This is a genomic window from Bacillus sp. FSL R5-0443, from assembly GCF_038608285.1.
Lineage (GTDB): Bacteria > Bacillota > Bacilli > Bacillales > Bacillaceae > Bacillus > Bacillus velezensis.
In genome coordinates this window covers 2,491,321-2,508,869 of the sequence record NZ_CP152013.1, presented here as the reverse complement: position 1 = coordinate 2,508,869, position 17,549 = coordinate 2,491,321, and the positions used below count along the sequence as shown (strand labels likewise).

Annotated in this window: 23 protein-coding genes and 1 pseudogene; 14 read left to right on the top strand and 10 right to left on the bottom strand. The window is 49.0% G+C overall.

Annotation, left to right across the window (positions count from 1 at the left end):
* Positions 1–32 precede the first annotated feature (32 nt).
* Positions 33–872 carry a pyrroline-5-carboxylate reductase gene (gene proC / locus NYE28_RS12610; protein ID WP_012117916.1) on the bottom strand — a complete coding sequence of 280 codons (840 nt, stop codon included), beginning with the start codon at positions 870–872 and terminating at the stop codon, positions 33–35.
* A gap of 396 nt (positions 873–1,268) precedes the next feature.
* Here proC and NYE28_RS12605 point away from each other — a divergent pair, with 396 nt between their 5' ends.
* The 5 genes from NYE28_RS12605 (at position 1,269) to NYE28_RS12585 (ending at position 5,825) form a co-directional block, all read left to right on the top strand.
* Positions 1,269–2,228, top strand: coding sequence for an MBL fold metallo-hydrolase (locus NYE28_RS12605; RefSeq protein WP_025284961.1), 960 nt, complete (start codon positions 1,269–1,271; stop codon positions 2,226–2,228).
* 5 nt (positions 2,229–2,233) lie between these two features.
* On the top strand, positions 2,234–3,010 hold the full coding sequence (locus NYE28_RS12600; RefSeq protein WP_012117914.1) for an SDR family oxidoreductase: 777 nt from the start codon (positions 2,234–2,236) through the stop codon (positions 3,008–3,010).
* Positions 3,011–3,026: 16 nt separating this feature from the next.
* A complete protein-coding gene (gene dsdA, locus NYE28_RS12595) occupies positions 3,027–4,376 on the top strand; it encodes a D-serine ammonia-lyase (RefSeq protein WP_038464056.1) in 1,350 nt (449 codons plus the stop codon).
* 75 nt (positions 4,377–4,451) lie between these two features.
* On the top strand, positions 4,452–5,411 hold the full coding sequence (gene coaA / locus NYE28_RS12590; RefSeq protein WP_003153290.1) for a type I pantothenate kinase: 960 nt from the start codon (positions 4,452–4,454) through the stop codon (positions 5,409–5,411).
* Between the two features lie 24 nt (positions 5,412–5,435).
* Positions 5,436–5,825 (top strand): VOC family protein, encoded by a 390-nt coding sequence (locus NYE28_RS12585; RefSeq protein ID WP_025284959.1) that lies wholly within the window; start codon positions 5,436–5,438, stop codon positions 5,823–5,825.
* A 1-nt stretch (position 5,826) separates the two neighbouring features.
* Here NYE28_RS12585 and NYE28_RS12580 read toward each other — a convergent pair whose 3' ends face one another.
* The 5 genes from NYE28_RS12580 to NYE28_RS12560 form a co-directional block, all read right to left on the bottom strand.
* Positions 5,827–5,994: a DUF4083 family protein gene (locus NYE28_RS12580; protein ID WP_007409388.1), complete on the bottom strand. Its 168-nt coding sequence runs from the start codon at positions 5,992–5,994 to the stop codon at positions 5,827–5,829.
* Positions 5,995–6,072: 78 nt separating this feature from the next.
* Positions 6,073–7,155, bottom strand: a complete 1,083-nt coding sequence (locus NYE28_RS12575; protein ID WP_033574766.1) for an AI-2E family transporter — start codon at positions 7,153–7,155, stop codon at positions 6,073–6,075.
* Between the two features lie 73 nt (positions 7,156–7,228).
* Positions 7,229–7,435, bottom strand: coding sequence for a YqzH family protein (locus tag NYE28_RS12570; protein WP_003153294.1), 207 nt, complete (start codon positions 7,433–7,435; stop codon positions 7,229–7,231).
* Between the two features lie 99 nt (positions 7,436–7,534).
* Positions 7,535–7,879, bottom strand: coding sequence for a YolD-like family protein (locus tag NYE28_RS12565; protein WP_327954709.1), 345 nt, complete (start codon positions 7,877–7,879; stop codon positions 7,535–7,537).
* Positions 7,880–7,894: 15 nt separating this feature from the next.
* Positions 7,895–9,121 carry a DNA polymerase IV gene (locus NYE28_RS12560; RefSeq protein ID WP_015417758.1) on the bottom strand — a complete coding sequence of 409 codons (1,227 nt, stop codon included), beginning with the start codon at positions 9,119–9,121 and terminating at the stop codon, positions 7,895–7,897.
* 214 nt (positions 9,122–9,335) lie between these two features.
* Here NYE28_RS12560 and NYE28_RS12555 point away from each other — a divergent pair, with 214 nt between their 5' ends.
* The 5 genes and pseudogenes from NYE28_RS12555 (at position 9,336) to NYE28_RS12535 (ending at position 11,776) form a co-directional block, all read left to right on the top strand.
* Positions 9,336–9,806, top strand: a complete 471-nt coding sequence (locus NYE28_RS12555) for a GNAT family N-acetyltransferase (RefSeq protein ID WP_012117908.1) — start codon at positions 9,336–9,338, stop codon at positions 9,804–9,806.
* A 12-nt stretch (positions 9,807–9,818) separates the two neighbouring features.
* Positions 9,819–10,163 (top strand): antibiotic biosynthesis monooxygenase, encoded by a 345-nt coding sequence (locus NYE28_RS12550; protein ID WP_015240143.1) that lies wholly within the window; start codon positions 9,819–9,821, stop codon positions 10,161–10,163.
* Positions 10,160–11,125, top strand: a pseudogene (locus NYE28_RS12545) (GNAT family N-acetyltransferase); the annotation flags it as partial. The gene NYE28_RS12550 and the pseudogene NYE28_RS12545, both read left to right, overlap by 4 nt.
* Before the next feature lie 74 nt (positions 11,126–11,199).
* Entirely contained in the window at positions 11,200–11,562 is a 363-nt protein-coding gene (locus NYE28_RS12540; protein ID WP_014305346.1) for an iron-sulfur cluster biosynthesis family protein, read from the top strand.
* A complete protein-coding gene (locus NYE28_RS12535; protein WP_003153307.1) occupies positions 11,537–11,776 on the top strand; it encodes a DUF2552 family protein in 240 nt (79 codons plus the stop codon). Before NYE28_RS12540 ends, NYE28_RS12535 begins: the two co-directional genes overlap by 26 nt.
* A gap of 39 nt (positions 11,777–11,815) precedes the next feature.
* Here the strand turns inward: NYE28_RS12535 and NYE28_RS12530 are convergent, their stop codons facing one another.
* Positions 11,816–12,730 carry an alpha/beta hydrolase gene (locus NYE28_RS12530; protein WP_342490083.1) on the bottom strand — a complete coding sequence of 305 codons (915 nt, stop codon included), beginning with the start codon at positions 12,728–12,730 and terminating at the stop codon, positions 11,816–11,818.
* A 122-nt stretch (positions 12,731–12,852) separates the two neighbouring features.
* On the opposite strand from NYE28_RS12530, the gene NYE28_RS12525 reads away from it, so the two are divergent.
* Positions 12,853–13,077, top strand: a complete 225-nt coding sequence (locus NYE28_RS12525; protein WP_007409396.1) for a YqkE family protein — start codon at positions 12,853–12,855, stop codon at positions 13,075–13,077.
* 32 nt (positions 13,078–13,109) lie between these two features.
* On the opposite strand, the gene NYE28_RS12520 is transcribed toward NYE28_RS12525, so the two are convergent.
* Both NYE28_RS12520 and mciZ read right to left on the bottom strand, forming a co-directional pair.
* A complete protein-coding gene (locus NYE28_RS12520; protein WP_225046395.1) occupies positions 13,110–14,030 on the bottom strand; it encodes an aldo/keto reductase in 921 nt (306 codons plus the stop codon).
* Positions 14,031–14,092: 62 nt separating this feature from the next.
* Positions 14,093–14,215 carry a Z-ring formation inhibitor MciZ gene (gene mciZ / locus NYE28_RS12515; protein WP_003153315.1) on the bottom strand — a complete coding sequence of 41 codons (123 nt, stop codon included), beginning with the start codon at positions 14,213–14,215 and terminating at the stop codon, positions 14,093–14,095.
* Positions 14,216–14,293: 78 nt separating this feature from the next.
* On the opposite strand from mciZ, the gene NYE28_RS12510 reads away from it, so the two are divergent.
* Together NYE28_RS12510 and NYE28_RS12505 are read left to right on the top strand one after the other, a co-directional pair.
* A complete protein-coding gene (locus tag NYE28_RS12510) occupies positions 14,294–14,848 on the top strand; it encodes an NUDIX hydrolase (protein WP_003153317.1) in 555 nt (184 codons plus the stop codon).
* Positions 14,848–16,011: a TIGR00375 family protein gene (locus tag NYE28_RS12505; protein ID WP_033574748.1), complete on the top strand. Its 1,164-nt coding sequence runs from the start codon at positions 14,848–14,850 to the stop codon at positions 16,009–16,011. Before NYE28_RS12510 ends, NYE28_RS12505 begins: the two co-directional genes overlap by 1 nt.
* A gap of 10 nt (positions 16,012–16,021) precedes the next feature.
* On the opposite strand, the gene NYE28_RS12500 is transcribed toward NYE28_RS12505, so the two are convergent.
* Positions 16,022–16,375 (bottom strand): helix-turn-helix transcriptional regulator, encoded by a 354-nt coding sequence (locus tag NYE28_RS12500; protein ID WP_007409399.1) that lies wholly within the window; start codon positions 16,373–16,375, stop codon positions 16,022–16,024.
* Positions 16,376–16,551: 176 nt separating this feature from the next.
* On the opposite strand from NYE28_RS12500, the gene NYE28_RS12495 reads away from it, so the two are divergent.
* Positions 16,552–17,541 carry a type I asparaginase gene (locus tag NYE28_RS12495; RefSeq protein WP_003153321.1) on the top strand — a complete coding sequence of 330 codons (990 nt, stop codon included), beginning with the start codon at positions 16,552–16,554 and terminating at the stop codon, positions 17,539–17,541.
* Positions 17,542–17,549: the final 8 nt, after the last annotated feature.

Sequence of the window (17,549 nt, the reverse complement as noted above, 5' to 3'; positions counted from 1 at the left end):
AATGAAAAAAGCATGGGAAGCCCCATGCTTTATCACTGGTCCGTCTTTTGCAGAACGGAGCCTGCGAATTGTTCTTTAATTTCGGCGCTCCGGGCTGCGGTTTCTGCGATGCAGTGCATGATGGCTTCTTCAAAGCGGCGCTCTTCTAATGCGCGAAGGCCTGCTTCAGTCGTGCCGCCCGGGCTTGTGATTTCCTTGCGCAGGCGTTCAGGCCGTTTGCTGCTTGTTCTAAGCATTTCCGTCGCCCCGGCCATGGTTTGTAAAATCAGCTCTTTTGCCGTTTCTTCCGGCAGGCCGGCTTGAAGGGCGGCCTTTTCCATTGCTTCGACATACCGGTACACATAGGCGGGACCGCTTCCGGCAATGGCTGTGACGGCATCAAGGTGTTTTTCTTCAAAGCGCGTCGCTTCTCCGATTGTTTCCAGAAGCTCTTTTGCCGTCCGGATTTCAGCTTCACTCGCCTCGGAGCTTGCGGAAAAACCGGTCGCCGATTGCTGAATGGCCGCGGATGTATTCGGCATCGCCCGGATGATGGTGAGCTTTCTGCCGAAATATTGCTGAATCGTGTGAATCGTCAGCCCTGCGATGACAGAAATCACAAGCTGATCTTTCACGTATTCGCGAATGTTCTCAATGCTTTCTGCCGCATCTTTCGGTTTAAAGGCGAGAACGATAATGTCGGTATTGCTGAAAAACTCTTCTTTATCCCGGCACGGTTTCACTCCGTACGTTTTTTGGAGCTCTTCAAGCCGGCTGTCATTTGACCGGTTTGTCATATATATATGTCCGGGGGCTGTCATCCCGCTTTGCAGCAGTCCGTTCACCATTGCTTCCGCCATTGATCCGGCCCCGATAAAACCGATTTTCTTCATATAAATCCTCCTTCTTCTCAAAACACAAAAAAACCTTCCCGTCAAAAAGGACGAAAAGGTTTCGCGGTACCACCTTACATTAGCACGAATCAGCCGTGCTCAGCTCAAATCCCGTAACGAGGGGATACGTTTAGGTTTTCCTAACCGCTCTGAGGGCAGGTTCTGTAAACAAGAGGGCCGCAATGTCTTTCAGCCGGGGACATTGCTCTCTGCTGCCGTTGTTTATATACTAGTTCCTCGTCATCGCGTTCCGTGTTTTCTAGTTTGTTGTTCATTATGCTATGCGCAAGAGCGGGATGTCAATCTTTTTTTCCGATATGCGGCAATAATGACACAGTGAAAAGAAAACGCTAAAATATGATTATTCAGGAATGAAAAGAACGAAGGAGCGTAAACATGGCAGCGAGAAAGATCATTCCGATACGTGTGCCGACTCCGTTTGCAGTCGGCGACGTTATCGTTTATTTAGTAAAAGATGAAGCCCTAACCCTTATTGATTGCGGCCCGAATACAAAGGAAGCGGCTGAATCGCTCTCATTGCAGCTTAAGGAACACGGGGTTTCTGCGGCGGATATAGAACAGGTGGTGCTCACTCATCATCACGCAGATCATTCAGGTCTGCTGCACCTTTTTTCTGAGGATACGGAAGTGATCGGACATCCGCTGAATGACAGGTACATTACTCAGAACCAGTCGTATATCGCCCGGCAGGAGGATTTTTTTCTGTCGCTTATGACAGAAATGGGCGTTCCTCTGACGCCCGAAGACATACATAAAACAGTTAAGCTGTCATACTTATTTTCTGCAAACCGTCCGTTAACGAAAACAGTGAGGGAAGGCGGAAAAATTGACGGGCTTAACGGCTGGACGGTGCTCGAAATCCCGGGTCATGCCGCTTCTCACATTGCGCTCTACCATGAAAAAAGCGGTGAAATGTTCAGCGGCGATCTGCTTTTGTCCAACAGCTCCACCAATCCGATTCTGGAAGCTCCGGAAAAGGGGGGCGTGCGCGCGGCCCCGATGCTCGACTACTTGAACTCAATGAAGCGGCTGTATGACGTAAACCCGTCCTTTTTATATCCGGGACACGGCGATCTGCTGACAGACGTGAAGCCTGCTTTTGACAGGCGGCTTGAAAAACAGAGAAATCGGTCGGAATATGTGCTGCGCCTGTTGTCAGAGGAAACACTGACGGCTTTCCAGGTATGCCGGCGGCTGTTTCCGGCTGTGTATGAAAATGAATTGTTTTTAACGATGTCAGAAACGATCGGCCATCTTGACGTGCTGGCCGCCGAAGGGAAGGCTGTATCCTTTCAGTCGGGGAACACTCTGAAGTTTAAAGCTGTGAAGGGGTGAAGGAAATGAGCAGATTAACGGATAAGCGGATTTGGATCACCGGAGCATCCGGCGGACTCGGAGAACGGCTTGCATATTCTTGCGCGGCAGAAGGGGCTCATGTTTTTTTATCCGCCAGGCGGGAGGACCGCTTGCAGGAAGTGAAAAAGACGATTACCGCGTGCGGCGGACAGTGTGATGTCGTTCCGTTTGACGTCCGGTATGCAGAAGAGGCTGAAAACGTAAGGCGTTTGATCGGTCATGTTGACGTATTAATCAACAACGCCGGCTTCGGCATTTTTGAAACGGCCGCTGATTCATCTTTGGATGATATGAAGGCAATGTTTGAAGTCAACGTCTTCGGATTAATCGCCTGTACGAAGGCCTGTCTTCCTGTGATGCTTCATGCGAAAAGCGGCCATATTATCAATATCGCCTCACAGGCCGGCAAATTGGCGACGCCGAAATCAAGCCTTTATTCTGCAACGAAGCACGCCGTGTTAGGGTATTCCAATGCGCTGCGGCTTGAGCTGGCCGGTACGGGTGTAGCTGTGACAACGGTTAATCCCGGTCCGATCAAAACAGACTTCTTTACAATTGCAGATAAAGAGGGCGGTTATGTGAAAAGCGTCGGCAGATGGATGCTTGATGCCGACCATGTGGCAGAGCGCATTACATCCGTGATTCTGACGGATAAACGGGAAATGAATCTTCCGCGATGGATGAGCCTCGGGACGAAGCTGTATCAGCTTTTCCCATCGTTTACAGAAAAACTGGCCGGCCGCGCATTAAAGAAAAAGTAACAAGGGGGAAAAAGGAATGTCCGACCGGGATATACACAAGGCATTGATGGCAGAGCCTCTAGTCAGGCAAATGGCGGAGGCGCGTGAAGTATTTTGGATCAATCCGCATAAAACCGATGATCCAGTAAAGCATGGCGCTGAATGGAAAAAGGAGATTGCCGAAGCGGAAGAAAGGCTGCGCCGGTTTGCGCCTTATATCGCGTCGGCTTTTCCGGAGACGGAAGCGGAGGGAGGCCTCATTGAATCTCCGCTTGTCTTGATTAATGAAATGAAGAAGCATCTGGAACACAGCGCCGCTCAGGCTTTCCCCGGGCGTCTGCTTTTGAAATGCGACGACGAACTTCCGATTTCCGGTTCCATTAAAGCGCGCGGCGGGATTTACGAAGTGCTGAAGCATGCCGAAGATCTCGCGGTAAAAGCGGGAATGCTCTCAGCAGACGACGATTACAGCATATTGACTGAAGAACGGTTTACCGCTTTTTTCTCAAAATACTCTATAGCCGTCGGCTCTACGGGCAATTTAGGTCTGAGTATCGGCATAATCGGCGCGAAGCTCGGCTTTTGTGTGACCGTTCATATGTCCAGTGACGCAAAGCAGTGGAAAAAGGAGCTGCTCCGGGAAAAGGGGGTTCGCGTCATCGAATATGAAGCAGACTACAGTCTGGCTGTCAAAGAGGGGCGCATGCAGGCGAAGCAGGACCCTTATTGTTATTTTATTGATGATGAGCATTCCCGGGATCTGTTTTTGGGGTATGCCGTTGCGGGAAGCCGTGTGAAAAAGCAGCTCGATCAAATGAACATAAAGCCTGATGCAGATGAACCGCTTTTCGTTTATTTGCCATGCGGGGTCGGAGGAGGCCCAGGGGGCGTCGCGCTTGCGCTAAAGCTGATCTATGGCGAGCATGTCCATATTTTTTTCGGTGAGCCGACGCATTCACCGTGTATGCTGTTAGGACTGTTTTCCGGCTTGCATGACGGAATCAGCGTGCAGGATATCGGTCTTGATAATCAAACGGCCGCCGACGGACTTGCGGTGGGAAGGCCGTCCGGACTGGCCGGCCCTCTGATGGAACCTATACTCAGCGGCTGTTATACCGCCGATGACGGCACGCTTTTTTCGCTGCTTTATCAATTAAGGGCGGCCGAGAATAAGAGCCTTGAACCCTCTGCACTCGCCGGACTGGCCGGGGCCGTCAAGGTCGTTCAGACCGAAGCCGGAAACCGTTATATAAAAGAGCGGGGGCTTGAGATGGAAAATGCCGTGCACCTTGTGTGGAGCACCGGCGGAAGCATGGTTCCGGAGGAGGAAATGGAAGAGTACAGCCGGATCGGTTCCTCATTTTTGAAAAAAATGGGCAGACAGTGAAGCGGTTTTCCGTTACAATCTTTGTAAGCGTTTGTTTTTTTATCGGAAAGCCATACAGAGAGATTGGTGTGAATTGTGAAAAGTAAAGAATTGAACTTACATACATTGTATACGCAGCACAGCCGCGAGTCGTGGGCCGGATTCGGCGGCCATCTTTCCATTGCCGTTTCAGAGGAAGAAGCCAAGGCCGTAGAGGGGCTGAATGACTACCTGTCGGTGGAAGAAGTAGAAACGATTTACATTCCGCTTGTGCGCCTGCTCCATCTTCATGTCACGTCTGCCGCAAGACGGAATCAGCATGTCAATGTGTTTCTGAAGCATCCGCATTCAGCGAAAATCCCGTTTATCATCGGAATCGCGGGCAGCGTCGCCGTCGGCAAAAGCACGACGGCGAGAATTTTGCAAAAGCTTCTTTCCCGTCTGCCGGACAGGCCGAAGGTGAGCCTGGTGACAACCGACGGTTTCTTGTATCCGACGGCGGAATTAAAAAGGAAAAACCTTCTGTCCAGAAAGGGATTCCCGGAAAGCTACGACGTGAAAGCGCTGCTTGAGTTTCTGAACGATATAAAGTCGGGGAAAGAGAGAGTGGAGGCGCCCGTATACTCCCATCTTACGTATGACAGGGAAGAGGGCGCCGTCGAGGTTGTCGAAGGTGCGGATATCGTTATTATCGAAGGAATCAATGTCCTGCAGTCGCCGACCTTAGAGGACGACAGGGAAGATCCGCGGATTTTTGTATCGGATTTCTTTGATTTTTCGATCTATGTGGATGCCGAAGAAAGCCGGATTTTCACGTGGTATTTGGAGCGTTTCCGCCTCTTAAGAGAAACCGCTTTTCAGGATCCGGCTTCTTATTTTCATAAATTTAAGGATTTGTCTGATGCAGAAGCGGATACCATGGCCGCCTCCATTTGGGAGAGCGTCAACCGTCCGAATCTGTATGAAAATATCCTGCCGACAAAATTCAGATCGGATTTGATTTTGAGAAAAGGTGATGGCCATAAAGTTGAAGAGGTGCTGGTAAGGCGGGTGTAATGGGAGGAGGAAGCGAATATTATGATGCATCATATTGAGTTGTATGTATCTGACTTGAAAGCCTCCGCCCGGTTTTGGGGATGGTTTTTAGGTGAGCTCGGTTATAGGGAATTTCAAAATTGGGACTCCGGCATCAGCTGGAAAAACGCAGGATTTTATGTTGTGCTTGTACAGACAGAGGAGCGTTTTTTAACACCGGAGTACCACAGATGCCGGGTCGGGCTGAACCATCTGGCTTTTCATGCTGCATCAAAAGAGCAGGTTGACGAGATGACAGAAAAGCTGCTTGCCAGAGGATGCCCCGTGCTTTACAGGGACCGCCATCCATATGCAGGCGGAAGCACGCATTACGCCGTATACACGGAGGACCCGGATCGGATAAAAGTGGAGCTCGTTGCTCCTGCTTCTGAATGAACTATAACTTTTCGTTTTTTTCTTCGCGCAGCGCGTCGAGTTTCTTTTCGATTCTGTCCAATTGTATGCGGCGCTTGTTCAAGCTTCTGAATACGTATATCACGGCAAACAGGAAAAATGCGGCTGCAATAAATGAAATCAATTGAAAAATGACATCACCGATGTTCATCTTTTTTACCTGTGTGCGGCGGGCTTCTTCAGCCCGCCGTTTTTTCATTTTGACCGATGTGAAGACATGGGGGATGAATCATTTCTCTCCTAGCTTTGTTTTTTTTCTGAGAATGAATAGTTTCTGCATGTGGCTTATGACCACTTTTGCGGCCGCATATCCCGGAATGGCCAGAAGCATCCCGGCAATTCCTGAGAATTTGCCGGCGGCAAGCAGAAGAAAAATAATGGTCAGCGGGTGAATGTCCAGCTTCCGTCCCATAATTTGCGGGGAAATCAGCTGGCTTTCAAGCTGCTGGACAATGACGACGACCGTAATCACCAGCACCGCCTCGGTCGGTGAATCGAACAATCCGACAATGACTCCGGGAAATGTGCCGATCCAAGGCCCGATAAACGGAATCAGGTTTGTCACCATGGCGAACGCGCCCAGAACGAGCGGATAATCGAGCCCGATTATAAAATAGCCGATCGTGACGAGAACGCCGACACAGAAACTGACGAGCAGCTGTCCTTGTATGTATGAACTGAGAGCTTCATCCATGTCCCGAAGGATTTGTTTTCCTTCTTTTTGATGTTTTTCCGGAAGAAGCTGCAGCAGTCGCCGAGGGGCTTTGTTTCCTTCTTTTAACATGTAATACAGCGCAAACGGAATAATGGCTGCGGTGATGGCGGCATTGGCAGCCGTACCGGCCAGGCTGCTGAGAGAATCAGCGATTGAACCGGAATAATTTGCGGCTTTGTCTGCTAATTTTTTAAAGGAATCCCCATGCTGAAGCCGGGAAAACCATTTGCTGTCCTGGAGATGCCCGATCCAATTTTCAGCTTTTGCGGAAAGCTCCGGAATATGATCTGTGAAGGCTGTAAACTGTTTTTGAACGGCAGGGCCCGCCGTATAAAGGAAGAGGACAAAAAGGCCGGCTGTTCCCGCATAAATCGCTAAAATCGCGATTCCTTCGGGCAGCTTTAATTTCGCATGCAGCACTCTGACGAGCGGGCGGCACAAATAGTAAAGGACGCCCGATAATACAATGGGCGGAAACAAGGTTTTAACTGTAATCACAACAGGCTGGAACAAAAAGTCTATTAATGTTCCGAGGTAAATGATGAGAAATAACAGAAGAACGGCATAGCCGATCCTGAAATAAGGCCCGACAGGCATATCCTGCACCACGCAATCTTTAAGGGTTTACTCTCGGACATTTCCCTTATCGCCCGGTGCATAAACGTCCGTGTCAGGAAAACTGCCCTTGATTGGTGACGTAATCGTAGATAATATCTTCTACATGGGCATGGAGATCCTCATCGGGTTCTTCATTCCTTCTTTCTTCTAAAGCTTTTTTTAAACTCTGTTTTTCATAGGGGCTCAGCGGATCTGTCGACACATTCCGTCCATACTGGCGGAGGGCTTGTCCCAGCATTTTTTCTATAAATTGATCCATCATATATTCTCCTATTCTTGTCATTCATCTTTATTCTACTAAATATCATGTGATCCTCCCACTCTTCTATCATATTTTCTGTCAGGACAATTTAGGCTTTTATTCCAGTTCAGCCGAGAGAATACGATGAAACGGCAGCGTTAACGCATCTTCATCGTTTATGATTTTTAAACGCTTTTCGTCATGCATCACTTGTTTTACCCAGCCCCAAAAGCGGCAGGGGCCGTGTGCGGAAGCGTAGGTGACCGAAATGGCCCTGTCTTCTTCAATCGACGCCGCAATGATGCGGTTCATGTCGTTCAGTTGCTCTTCGCTCAGTTCCGGAGGCCGGAATTCCCGTTCTTTTCGTTTTTTCGCAAGCAGCTGCTCCCGATGTTCGGGCAGCATCATCCGGCTTGATTCCCACATGACATTATACCCGGGTGTTAATTTGTTCGGATTCATGTATATCACCTCAAATTATTTGTAATGCCCGCCGATTTTTTCAGCCCGGTGAAAGGCTTGGCCGGCCTCTGTCAGTGAAGCGGCATGGAGGAGCGACGCAGGGCCGTACCGCTCATGAATATCATCCAATACTTTGCCGAGACTGATCTTTTTTTCCTGGGCATCGAACAGGCTCAGCTGAACATAATCACAAGGCTCCAGCTGGGAAAGGGAGACGCCGGCGCTGCGGACGGGCTCACCGTTCCAATGCTCTTTGAAGAGCTTGACCGCCGTTTTAAAAATATCCATTCCGAAATTAGTCGGAGACACCAGCTTTCTCTGTCTGTGAAAACCTGAAGGGAATTCAAAATCAGCGCCTCTGATGCTGACCGAAACCGTATGGCCGATGTATTGTTTGAAACGGGCGCGGCGGGCCACTTCTTCGCTTAACTCCAGCAGCACGACTTTGATATCCTCAAAGCGGCTGTAGTCTCTCGGGAGGGTCATGTTATGGCCGATCGCTTTTTGCCGGCTGTGCGTGTTGACGGTGACCGGAGAGGGATCGATGCCGCGGGCTGTCCGCTGAAGCAATTCGCCGTTAATGCCCCAGCGTTTTTTCAGCAATTCGGCGGGGTGTCCGGCAAGCCCGCCGATTGTGCTGATGCCCATCCGTCTTAAATGATGCTCCATTCGTTTTCCGATGCCGAATAATTTTCCGACCGGCAGCGGCCACAGATCCTGCCTGATATTTGACATATCCAATCTGTGGATGCCGGATGCGTTTTTTTTGGCAAAATGGTCGCAAGCCATTTTCGCGAGCGCCTTATTCGGCCCGATGCCGACACGGGCATAAATTCCGAATTCACGCATAATCGCTTGCTGAATGCTTTTGGCAATTGTAAAAGGATCACCGAACAGCCGCCTGCTTCCGGTCACGTCGAGAAACTGCTCATCGATGGAGTAGGGTTCTACAAGATCGGTATACCGTTCAAACAGTTCGGTAATCATGACGGATACATCAATATACCGCTGCATCCGCGGACGGACAATAACGGCGTCGGGACATTTGGCCTGCGCTTCCCACAGCCGTTCGGCATTTTTTACGCCGTATCGTTTGGCGAGCGGACAAGCCGCAAGCACGACGCCGCTGCGTCTTTCGGGATCTCCCGAGACAATCACGGGCCGGCTTTTGAGATGAGGCGCTTCCGCTTTTTCCACAGACGCATAAAACGATTGCATATCTACAAGAAGAATATCAGCCATAAAAAACCTCCGGGAACGTTTGTTCTGTTTTTCATTGTACCCGAACAATGACCACGTTTATACTGGTAAATCATTCCCCGGCTGGAAGACGTGCTGATTTGTTTGCTTGAAAAGAAATCATTTACAATTGCAAACAACCCACATATAATTTTTTATATTCCAATGAGAAGAGCTGACATTCATTTTGCCGGACGAAAAGGAGAGTCAATCGATAATGGATATTCGAACAATTACCTCTGAAGACTATGAAATGGTTACGTCTGTTTTGAATGAATGGTGGGGCGGCAGGCAGATGAAAGACAAACTGCCGCGCTTGTTTTTTGAACATTTTCAGGACACAAGCTTTATCACGTACGGGCCGGAGGGAATGACCGGTTTTTTAATCGGTTTTCAGTCGCAATCAGACCCTGAGACAGCCTACATTCATTTTTCCGGTGTGCATCCGGATTTCAGAAAAATGCAAATTGGAAAACAGCTCTACGACCGATTTATGGAGACGGTGAAGAAAAGGGGCTGCACAAAAGTCAATTGCGTGACGGCGCCTGTCAATAAAGTATCAATCGCTTATCATACAAAATTAGGCTTTGAAGCTGAAAAAGGAACCAAAACCGTAAACGGAATCCCTGTTTTTGCGAATTATGACGGTCCGGGAGAAGACCGGATTCTGTTTGTGAAATATATGTAGAGGGGGATGAATATGGGTTTTTTAGCTGACACGCCCAAACCGCCCTATTATGCGGTCATTTTTTCATCAATAAAGGGAAAATATGATGAGGAATATGAACATACGGCAGAGCGCATGATGAATTTGGCAGGCGGACAGCCGGGCTTTTTAGGCGCGGAAAGCGTTCGGGAGGAAAACGGCTGCGGCATCACGGTTTCCTACTGGGACAGCCTGGAAGCGATTAAAAGGTGGAAAGATCATACTGACCACCAGGCGGCAAAACAAAAAGGAAAAACCGCCTGGTATGAAGCGTACGCGGTCCGCATTACGAAGACGGAGTCACAGCGGATGTTTGCGTCAAAAGGGGCGGAAGATTGATTACATTTTTACAGCATACACAAGAACAGACCGCGCGGGAAATTGCGGCGGTTCAGCGCTGCGCTTATCAAAAAGAAGCAGAGCTGATCGGCTTTTTCGGCATTCCCGCCCTGCATGAAACACCCGATGATATACAGCGGTCACGGGAGACGTTTGCCGGTTTCAAGGAAAAAGATCAGCTTGCAGGCGTCATTTCGTATGAAAAAAAGGGATATGACCTTGTCATATGCAGGCTGACGGTGCACCCGTCCGGCTTTCGGAAAGGAATCGGACGGGCGCTTATTCAATTTGTGATAGACGAGAACCGGGACGCCCAAAAAATAGAGGCGGCTACCGCCAGCCAAAACGTTCCGGCAGTCTCTCTCTATTTAAAAACAGGTTTCACAGAAGCCGGACAGATAGAGACGCCGGAAGGGCTGGCCCTCTCATTTTTTCATCTTTATCCGAAGAGGAAAGCGGAAGTTGTTCCGTACAAGCCGGAATGGAAAGGAATGTTTGAAAGAGAGAAGGCGGACTTGATCCGAATCTTCGGCCCAGCACTTCATTCTGTCAGCCACATCGGCAGCACCTCTATCCCGGGGATGGCCGCCAAACCCGTCATCGATATACTGGCGGAGGTTAAAGATATTTCGGACGCTGACCGATTCAGTCCGCAGCTGGAAGCACTCGGCTATGAGGCGAAAGGGGAAAACGGGCTAGAGGGCCGGCGTTTCTTTCAAAAAGGCGGCAGCAAGCGCACACACCACGTTCACATATACGAAACAGGCCATCCGGACGTGAAGCGTCATCTGCTGTTCCGGGATTACCTCACCGCAAAGCCTGAAAAAGCGGCTCAATACATGGAACTGAAACGGCACCTCGCTAAGACGTACCCATACGATATGGCAAAGTATAGTGAAGGGAAAAATGACTGGATCAAGGCGGCTGAACAAGAGGCAAAGGTCTGGGAGAGCGGGCTGCTGTAAAGAAAGCAGAAACAATGCATACAGCGGCTCGGTATGCTACAATGGCGAAAATGAAAAACGGAGGATCATCTATGCAAATACATGTGACGGATGCGGCGAAACACACACTTCAGCAGGCAATGGACGCCAACCCGGGGAAAAAAGCGCAGCTCCGCTATGACGCAGAAGGCTGCGGGTGCGCGGTGAGCGGCGTGCCGACCATCTGGCTGGCGGACGAATTAACGGGACAATGCGAAGCCATTGAAACCAACGGACTTCCGCTTTACATCCAGACCTCACAAAAAGTGTTTTTTGACGAGGAAATGACAATCGATTACAATGAAAAGGCAAAAACGCTCGTCTTAAAAAGCCCGGCAGAGATGCTGAGCCCGAGAATGAGCATATTAGTAAAGCAGGGAGAAACGGAAAGTGAATCAAAAGCTGAAAGCCATTAAACAGACGGCACAGCATAAAACGTGGGTATCCTTTCTGAACAACAACCACCCGTACAGTCTGCTGCACTGGTCCATCGGAGGCGCTGAATCCGTTCAGAAGGATGTCTGGCTGCTTCAGGATGAGATGACCTTCAAAGCGCAGGAGTTTACGACAATCGACCTCGCCATTGACTGGATCGGAGAAAATATGGACGGGATTACCGACGTTTTATGACGGGAAAGCGAAAGAACCAGCATACGTTCTTTCGCTTTTTTACGTTTGCGTCATGGTATCTAAAAAGGTTTGAACGGCTTTACGGTAGCTCTCCGGATTTTTGGTGTACGACATGGCATGCCCGCCCGATTCGGCCAGATAGAGCATCTTAGGGCCGCGTTTTTTGCGGTGCAGCAATTCGGAAGAAGCGGAGGGTATATAATCATCTTCCTTACTGTGAATAAACAGCACGGGCTGCCGGATTCGGCTGATAACCGATAGAGGAGATACATCACGGATACGGTAGCCTTCTCTCATCCGCAAAAAGAAATCAGCCAAAGGCAGAAGCGGCCACGGAGGCAGCCGGAACTCCCGCTTCAGCCTGTAGGCGAGCTGATCGCGAAAGCTTGCGAACGGACAGTCCGCAATATAAAAATCAGCGCCGTTTTCATCCTGATGCCCGCCCGCGTATAATAAGGCCGTCACCGCTCCCATCGATTCCCCGTGGATGCCGATTTGACCGCCGTCTCCGGTTTTGTGTCTCACCCAATTCACGGCTTCTTCCAAATCATCTTTTTCAAAATAGCCGTAGCTCGTCGTTCTGCCGCCGCTTTTTCCGTGCCCGCGGTGGTCATATACGAGCACATTCCATCCTAAATCTAAAAATAAATCCATGTATTTCAATGAATTGAACGAATTTACGGTAACGCCGTGACAAATAATCATGGTGTTTGCCGTATGATGCGGGGCGATGTAAAAGCCTTTGATCTCATACCCGTGGCGTGACAGGATGACGGCCTCTTCTTTTTCCATGGCCTGAAAGGAATCAAATCTATCATGCCCGTCCGCCGTTTCTTTTTTCATGATATCTTCATCCGTCTTTTTCTTCATAAACATAATCAGATTCGTAAAAGCGAATCCGGCAGCCAAAAAGACTGCGCAAGCCGAACCGAACACCGCCAGCCATTTTTTCACACAGGCACCCTCCTTTCATATGAAAAATCCTTCCTCCGGCTTTTCAGGACCGTGAACGTTGCCGGCCTCCGGCGCTCCGTGGTACACTTGCTTCACCATATTCAGATACGGGGGGCGTAATGATGAAAAAGCAGCTGCCTAAAGAAAAACACAGCTTAAAAGACGATCTGGAGGAAGATCTGAAGGCCAGGCTTTTGCAAATGAAAAGTGAGCTGAAGGAAGAAGACGAGAAAAAACAGGCGCAGCAAAAGGCGGAACAAATCAGAAAACGAAAAGAAAAAGAAAAACATAAAAGCTTTGAAGAGCTGCTGAATGAAAGCAGTCTCGATTGGCACAAATATAAATAAACCGGCATCTGAAAAGGTGCCGGTTTTATGATTTAAGAACGATGGGCTTCGTATACGTCCGGTTTTGTATGGTATTGCAGGGCTTTGATTTCCTGGCTGCTTAAACGCCGGGCCTCTGCAGCCGAACAGTTTTCTCTCAGCTGCTCAAGTGAGCTGGCTCCGGTGATGACAGAAGCGACGGCCTGCTGTGACAGTAAGTATTGAAGAGAAAGCTCCGTCATGCTCAAGTCAGGTGCGGCAGCGCTGATCGCTTTTTTGGTTTCTGCCAGTTCTGCAAAAGAATATGTTAAATAGCCGTTCTCTTTTACGCTTGCGGCCGCTTGATCAAGCGGTTTTTCCGTAAGAAGCCCTTTAGCGACAGGCCCTCTTGCGACTACGCTGATTCCGTTCTCCTCTAAAAGGGGAAGCCACTCCTCGGGACGCCGGTCCAGCAGGCTGTATTGCATCATAATGCTGGTGATATTTGATTTTTTCACATATTCTTTAATAACATTCGGACGAATCGAGGAAATGCCGTAATACCGGATGACACCTTCCTGTTTTAAGTCCTCAAATGCTTCGATCGTTTCGTCAATATGGTCTTCCATCGTGCCGCCATGCAGCTGATAAAGGTCGATATAGTCCGTTTTCAGCCGGCGCAGGCTGTTTTTGACCGCTTCTTTTATGTATCCTTTGGAAGCGTCCCAATGCCAGCCGTCTTTATCATCATTCCAGCGGTTCCCGGCTTTCGTGGCTAAAATGATGTCGTGCCTGCGGTTTTTGACGGCCTCTCCGACAATTTCCTCATTTCTGCCGAAATCATAAAGATCAGCGGTATCTAAATAATTGATTCCAAGCTCGATCGCTTCATCCAAAATAGACAGCGCTTTAGCTTTATCCGTGCCCAGCGACATACAGCCGAGCCCGATTTCGCTTATTTCTAAATCAGAATGTCCCAGTGTGCGTTTTCTCATCGTTTCGCTCCTTTTTATAGTCTTTTATTGACCGTAATATAAAGGCGCGAAGTTTTCAACTGTTAAGGCCCGGTGATCCAATCTCCGACATAGCGGAATGTCCGTCCGTATTCTTTCAGTTTAGCCCGCACTTCCCACGCCTTTCCGACCAATACGATACTCTTATCCTTCCGGTACACCTTCAATCGAAAAGCACCTCCCTCTCATGCATGTATGATAAAATATATGAGGCATAATAGAGAGACAGAACGGGAGATGACATGATGAAACATTTAGAAGAAAAAACACTTGCGAAAAAAAAGCTGTATGACGGGAAAGTCATAGATCTTTACTTAGAGGATGTAGAGCTCCCGAACGGAAAAACAAGCAAGCGGGAAATCGTCAAACATCCGGGAGCGGTGGCCGTACTTGCGGTGACCGAGGAAGGAAAAATTATTTTGGTGAACCAGTTCAGAAAGCCGCTGGAACGGACAATCGTTGAAATTCCGGCCGGGAAGCTTGAAAAGGGGGAAGAGCCGGAACATACGGCGTTAAGAGAGCTCGAGGAAGAAACGGGATATACGGCGGAAACCTTGACGAAAATCACCGCTTTTTATACATCACCCGGGTTTGCTGATGAAATCGTGCATCTCTTTCTTGCGGAAGGGCTTTCGCCGCTGGAAGAAAAACGAGAGCTGGATGAGGATGAATTTGTCGAAGTCATGCAGGTCACGCTTGAAGAGGCCGTGAAGCTGATTGAATCCCGCAGGGTGTATGACGCAAAAACGGCGTACGCGATTCAGTATCTCCAGCTGAAAGAAGCGCTGAAGGAAAAATGATGAAAACCATCTATGCGGATCTGCATATTCATGTCGGCCGCACCCATACGGGAAAACCGGTCAAAATCACCGGGGCCAAAACGTTGACGCTGCACCGGATTTTAGAAGAAGCCAGTGAGGGGAAGGGAATTGAACTATTGGGCATCATCGACTGCCATTCCCCGGAAGTCATAGAAGAAATCGAGCGCGGAATTGATGAAGGCAGATACCGTGAGCTGAAAGAAGGCGGCATCCGGTATCGGAATACGACGCTTCTGTTGGGCAGTGAGCTTGAAATCTATGATCACACATGCCGCGGGCCGATTCACGTTCTCGTCTTTATGCCGTCTCTTGCCGAAATGAAGATGTTTTCTGAGTGGCTCGCAAAAAGGCTTAAAAATATCCATCTCAGTTCTCAGCGCATTTATGAAACCGGTTTGAATCTTCAAAGGAAAACAAAGGAATTGGGCGGGCTGTTTATTCCCGCCCATATGTTCACCCCGCATAAAAGCCTGTACGGAAAAGGGGTCAGATCTTCTTTGACAGAGGTTTTCGACCCGTCGCTCATTGACGCGGCGGAACTCGGGTTAAGCTGTGACACCGACATGGCTTCGCGGGTAACAGAACTTGATCCGTATACATTTTTAACAAATTCTGATGCGCATTCCTTAGGAAAAATCGGCAGAGAATATAATGAAATGCTTCTTAAAGAAGCGAATTTCACGGAATTTTCGCTGGCTTTAAAAGGGAAGGACGGAAGAAAAATCACGGCGAATTACGGGCTGAACCCGAAGCTCGGGAAGTATTACCGGACGGCTTGCGACCGCTGCGGCAGCCCGGTTGAAAAAGGAGCTTCCGCATGTCCGGAGTGCGGGGGGAAAACAATGACAAAAGGGGTCAGTGAACGGCTGGAGGAACTGAGCGGCCCGAAAAAAAGCCGCGTGCCGCGGCCGCCGTATATTCATCAAATCCCGCTGCAGTTCATTCCCGGGGTCGGGCCGAAAACGTTAGAAAAACTGAAGCGGGCTTTCGGGACGGAGATGGCGATTCTTCATCAGGCGCAAGAAGAGGAATTGGCGCGTGTCGTCCAGCCTAAAATAGCGGCTGTCATTCATAAAGCGCGCACCGGGCAGCTTGTCCTTGAGGCCGGGGGCGGAGGGACGTACGGCAGAATCAAGCCGTAAAAGCCGGTTTTTAACGGAGCTCCTCCTGCACCTTCTTTTTCGTGCGGACAAACGCAATCAATTCGATGATTTCATCCTGATTCAGCGGCTGTCCGTCAACGGTCAGTGTGCCGCGGCCTTGTGCGGCGTTTGTTAATTCGATGGTCTGGGCAAACGGCTCCGCCTTTTTTTCAGTGCGCCCGAGTAAATCGTCGCACGTCGTGTCAAACAGATCGGCAAGCGTGCCCAGCGCCTCGAATGACGGACGCCGGTATCCTGATTCATACCCGGCGTACGTGCTTTTGGCGATGCCGAGACGGTCAGCCGTATATTGAAGAGACCAATTTTTCTTTTTTCTCAGTTCAGTTAAACGATCTAAATTCATATTCAAAACCGCTCCTTTTCACTTGAGCAAATTATATCATATCGATATGCAAAAGTGTACGCGAATTGAATAATAATCACTTGATTAATTTCATTCGTCTGTCTATAATTTGATTAAAAGTATGCGAAAAGCGAATGCTTAACACATCTTGAGAAATGGATGAAGAGGTGCAGGGTATGAAAAAATTATTGCTGTTAACAACCGGAGGAACAATCGCCTCAGTCGAAGGAGAAAACGGGCTTGCACCCGGGGTGAAAGCAGACGAATTGTTAACCTACGTATCAAAACTTGATAACGATTACACGATGGAAACCCATTCGTTAATGAACATCGACAGCACAAATATGCAGCCTGAATACTGGGCCGAAATCGCAAATGCTGTCAAAGAAAAATATGACGCATATGACGGGTTCGTCATTACGCACGGAACAGACACAATGGCCTATACATCAGCGGCACTGTCTTATATGCTTCAGCATGCTGATAAACCGATCGTCATTACGGGTTCGCAAATCCCGATTACATTTCAAAAAACCGATGCCAAAAAAAATATCACGGACGCGATCCGCTTCGCATGTGAAGGGGTGGGCGGCGTATACGTCGTATTTGACGGCAGAGTCATTCAAGGCACACGCGCCATTAAATTAAGAACGAAAAGCTATGATGCATTTGAGAGCATTAACTATCCGTATATCGCGTTTATTACCGAAAACGGAATTGAATACAACAAACAAGTGCACATGCCAAAAGACGATGCTTTTACGGTCAATACTTCACTTTGCACGGACGTGTGCCTGCTCAAGCTACACCCGGGGCTGAAACCGGAAATGTTTGACGCATTAAAGGGCATGTACAAAGGAATCGTCATTGAAAGCTACGGCAGCGGCGGCGTGCCGTTTGAAGGAAGAGACATTCTCGCCAAAGTCAATGAAATGATTGAAAGCGGCATTGTCGTCGTCATTACGACACAATGTCTTGAAGAAGGAGAGGACATGAGCGTCTATGAAGTCGGCCGAAGAGTCAATCAAGATCTCATTATCCGCTCCAGAAATATGAACACGGAAGCCATCGTGCCGAAATTAATGTGGGCGCTCGGCCAGTCTCACAACTTGGCTGAAGTCAAAAACATTATGGAGACACCGATCGCAGACGACGTTGTACTGTAAAAACATGA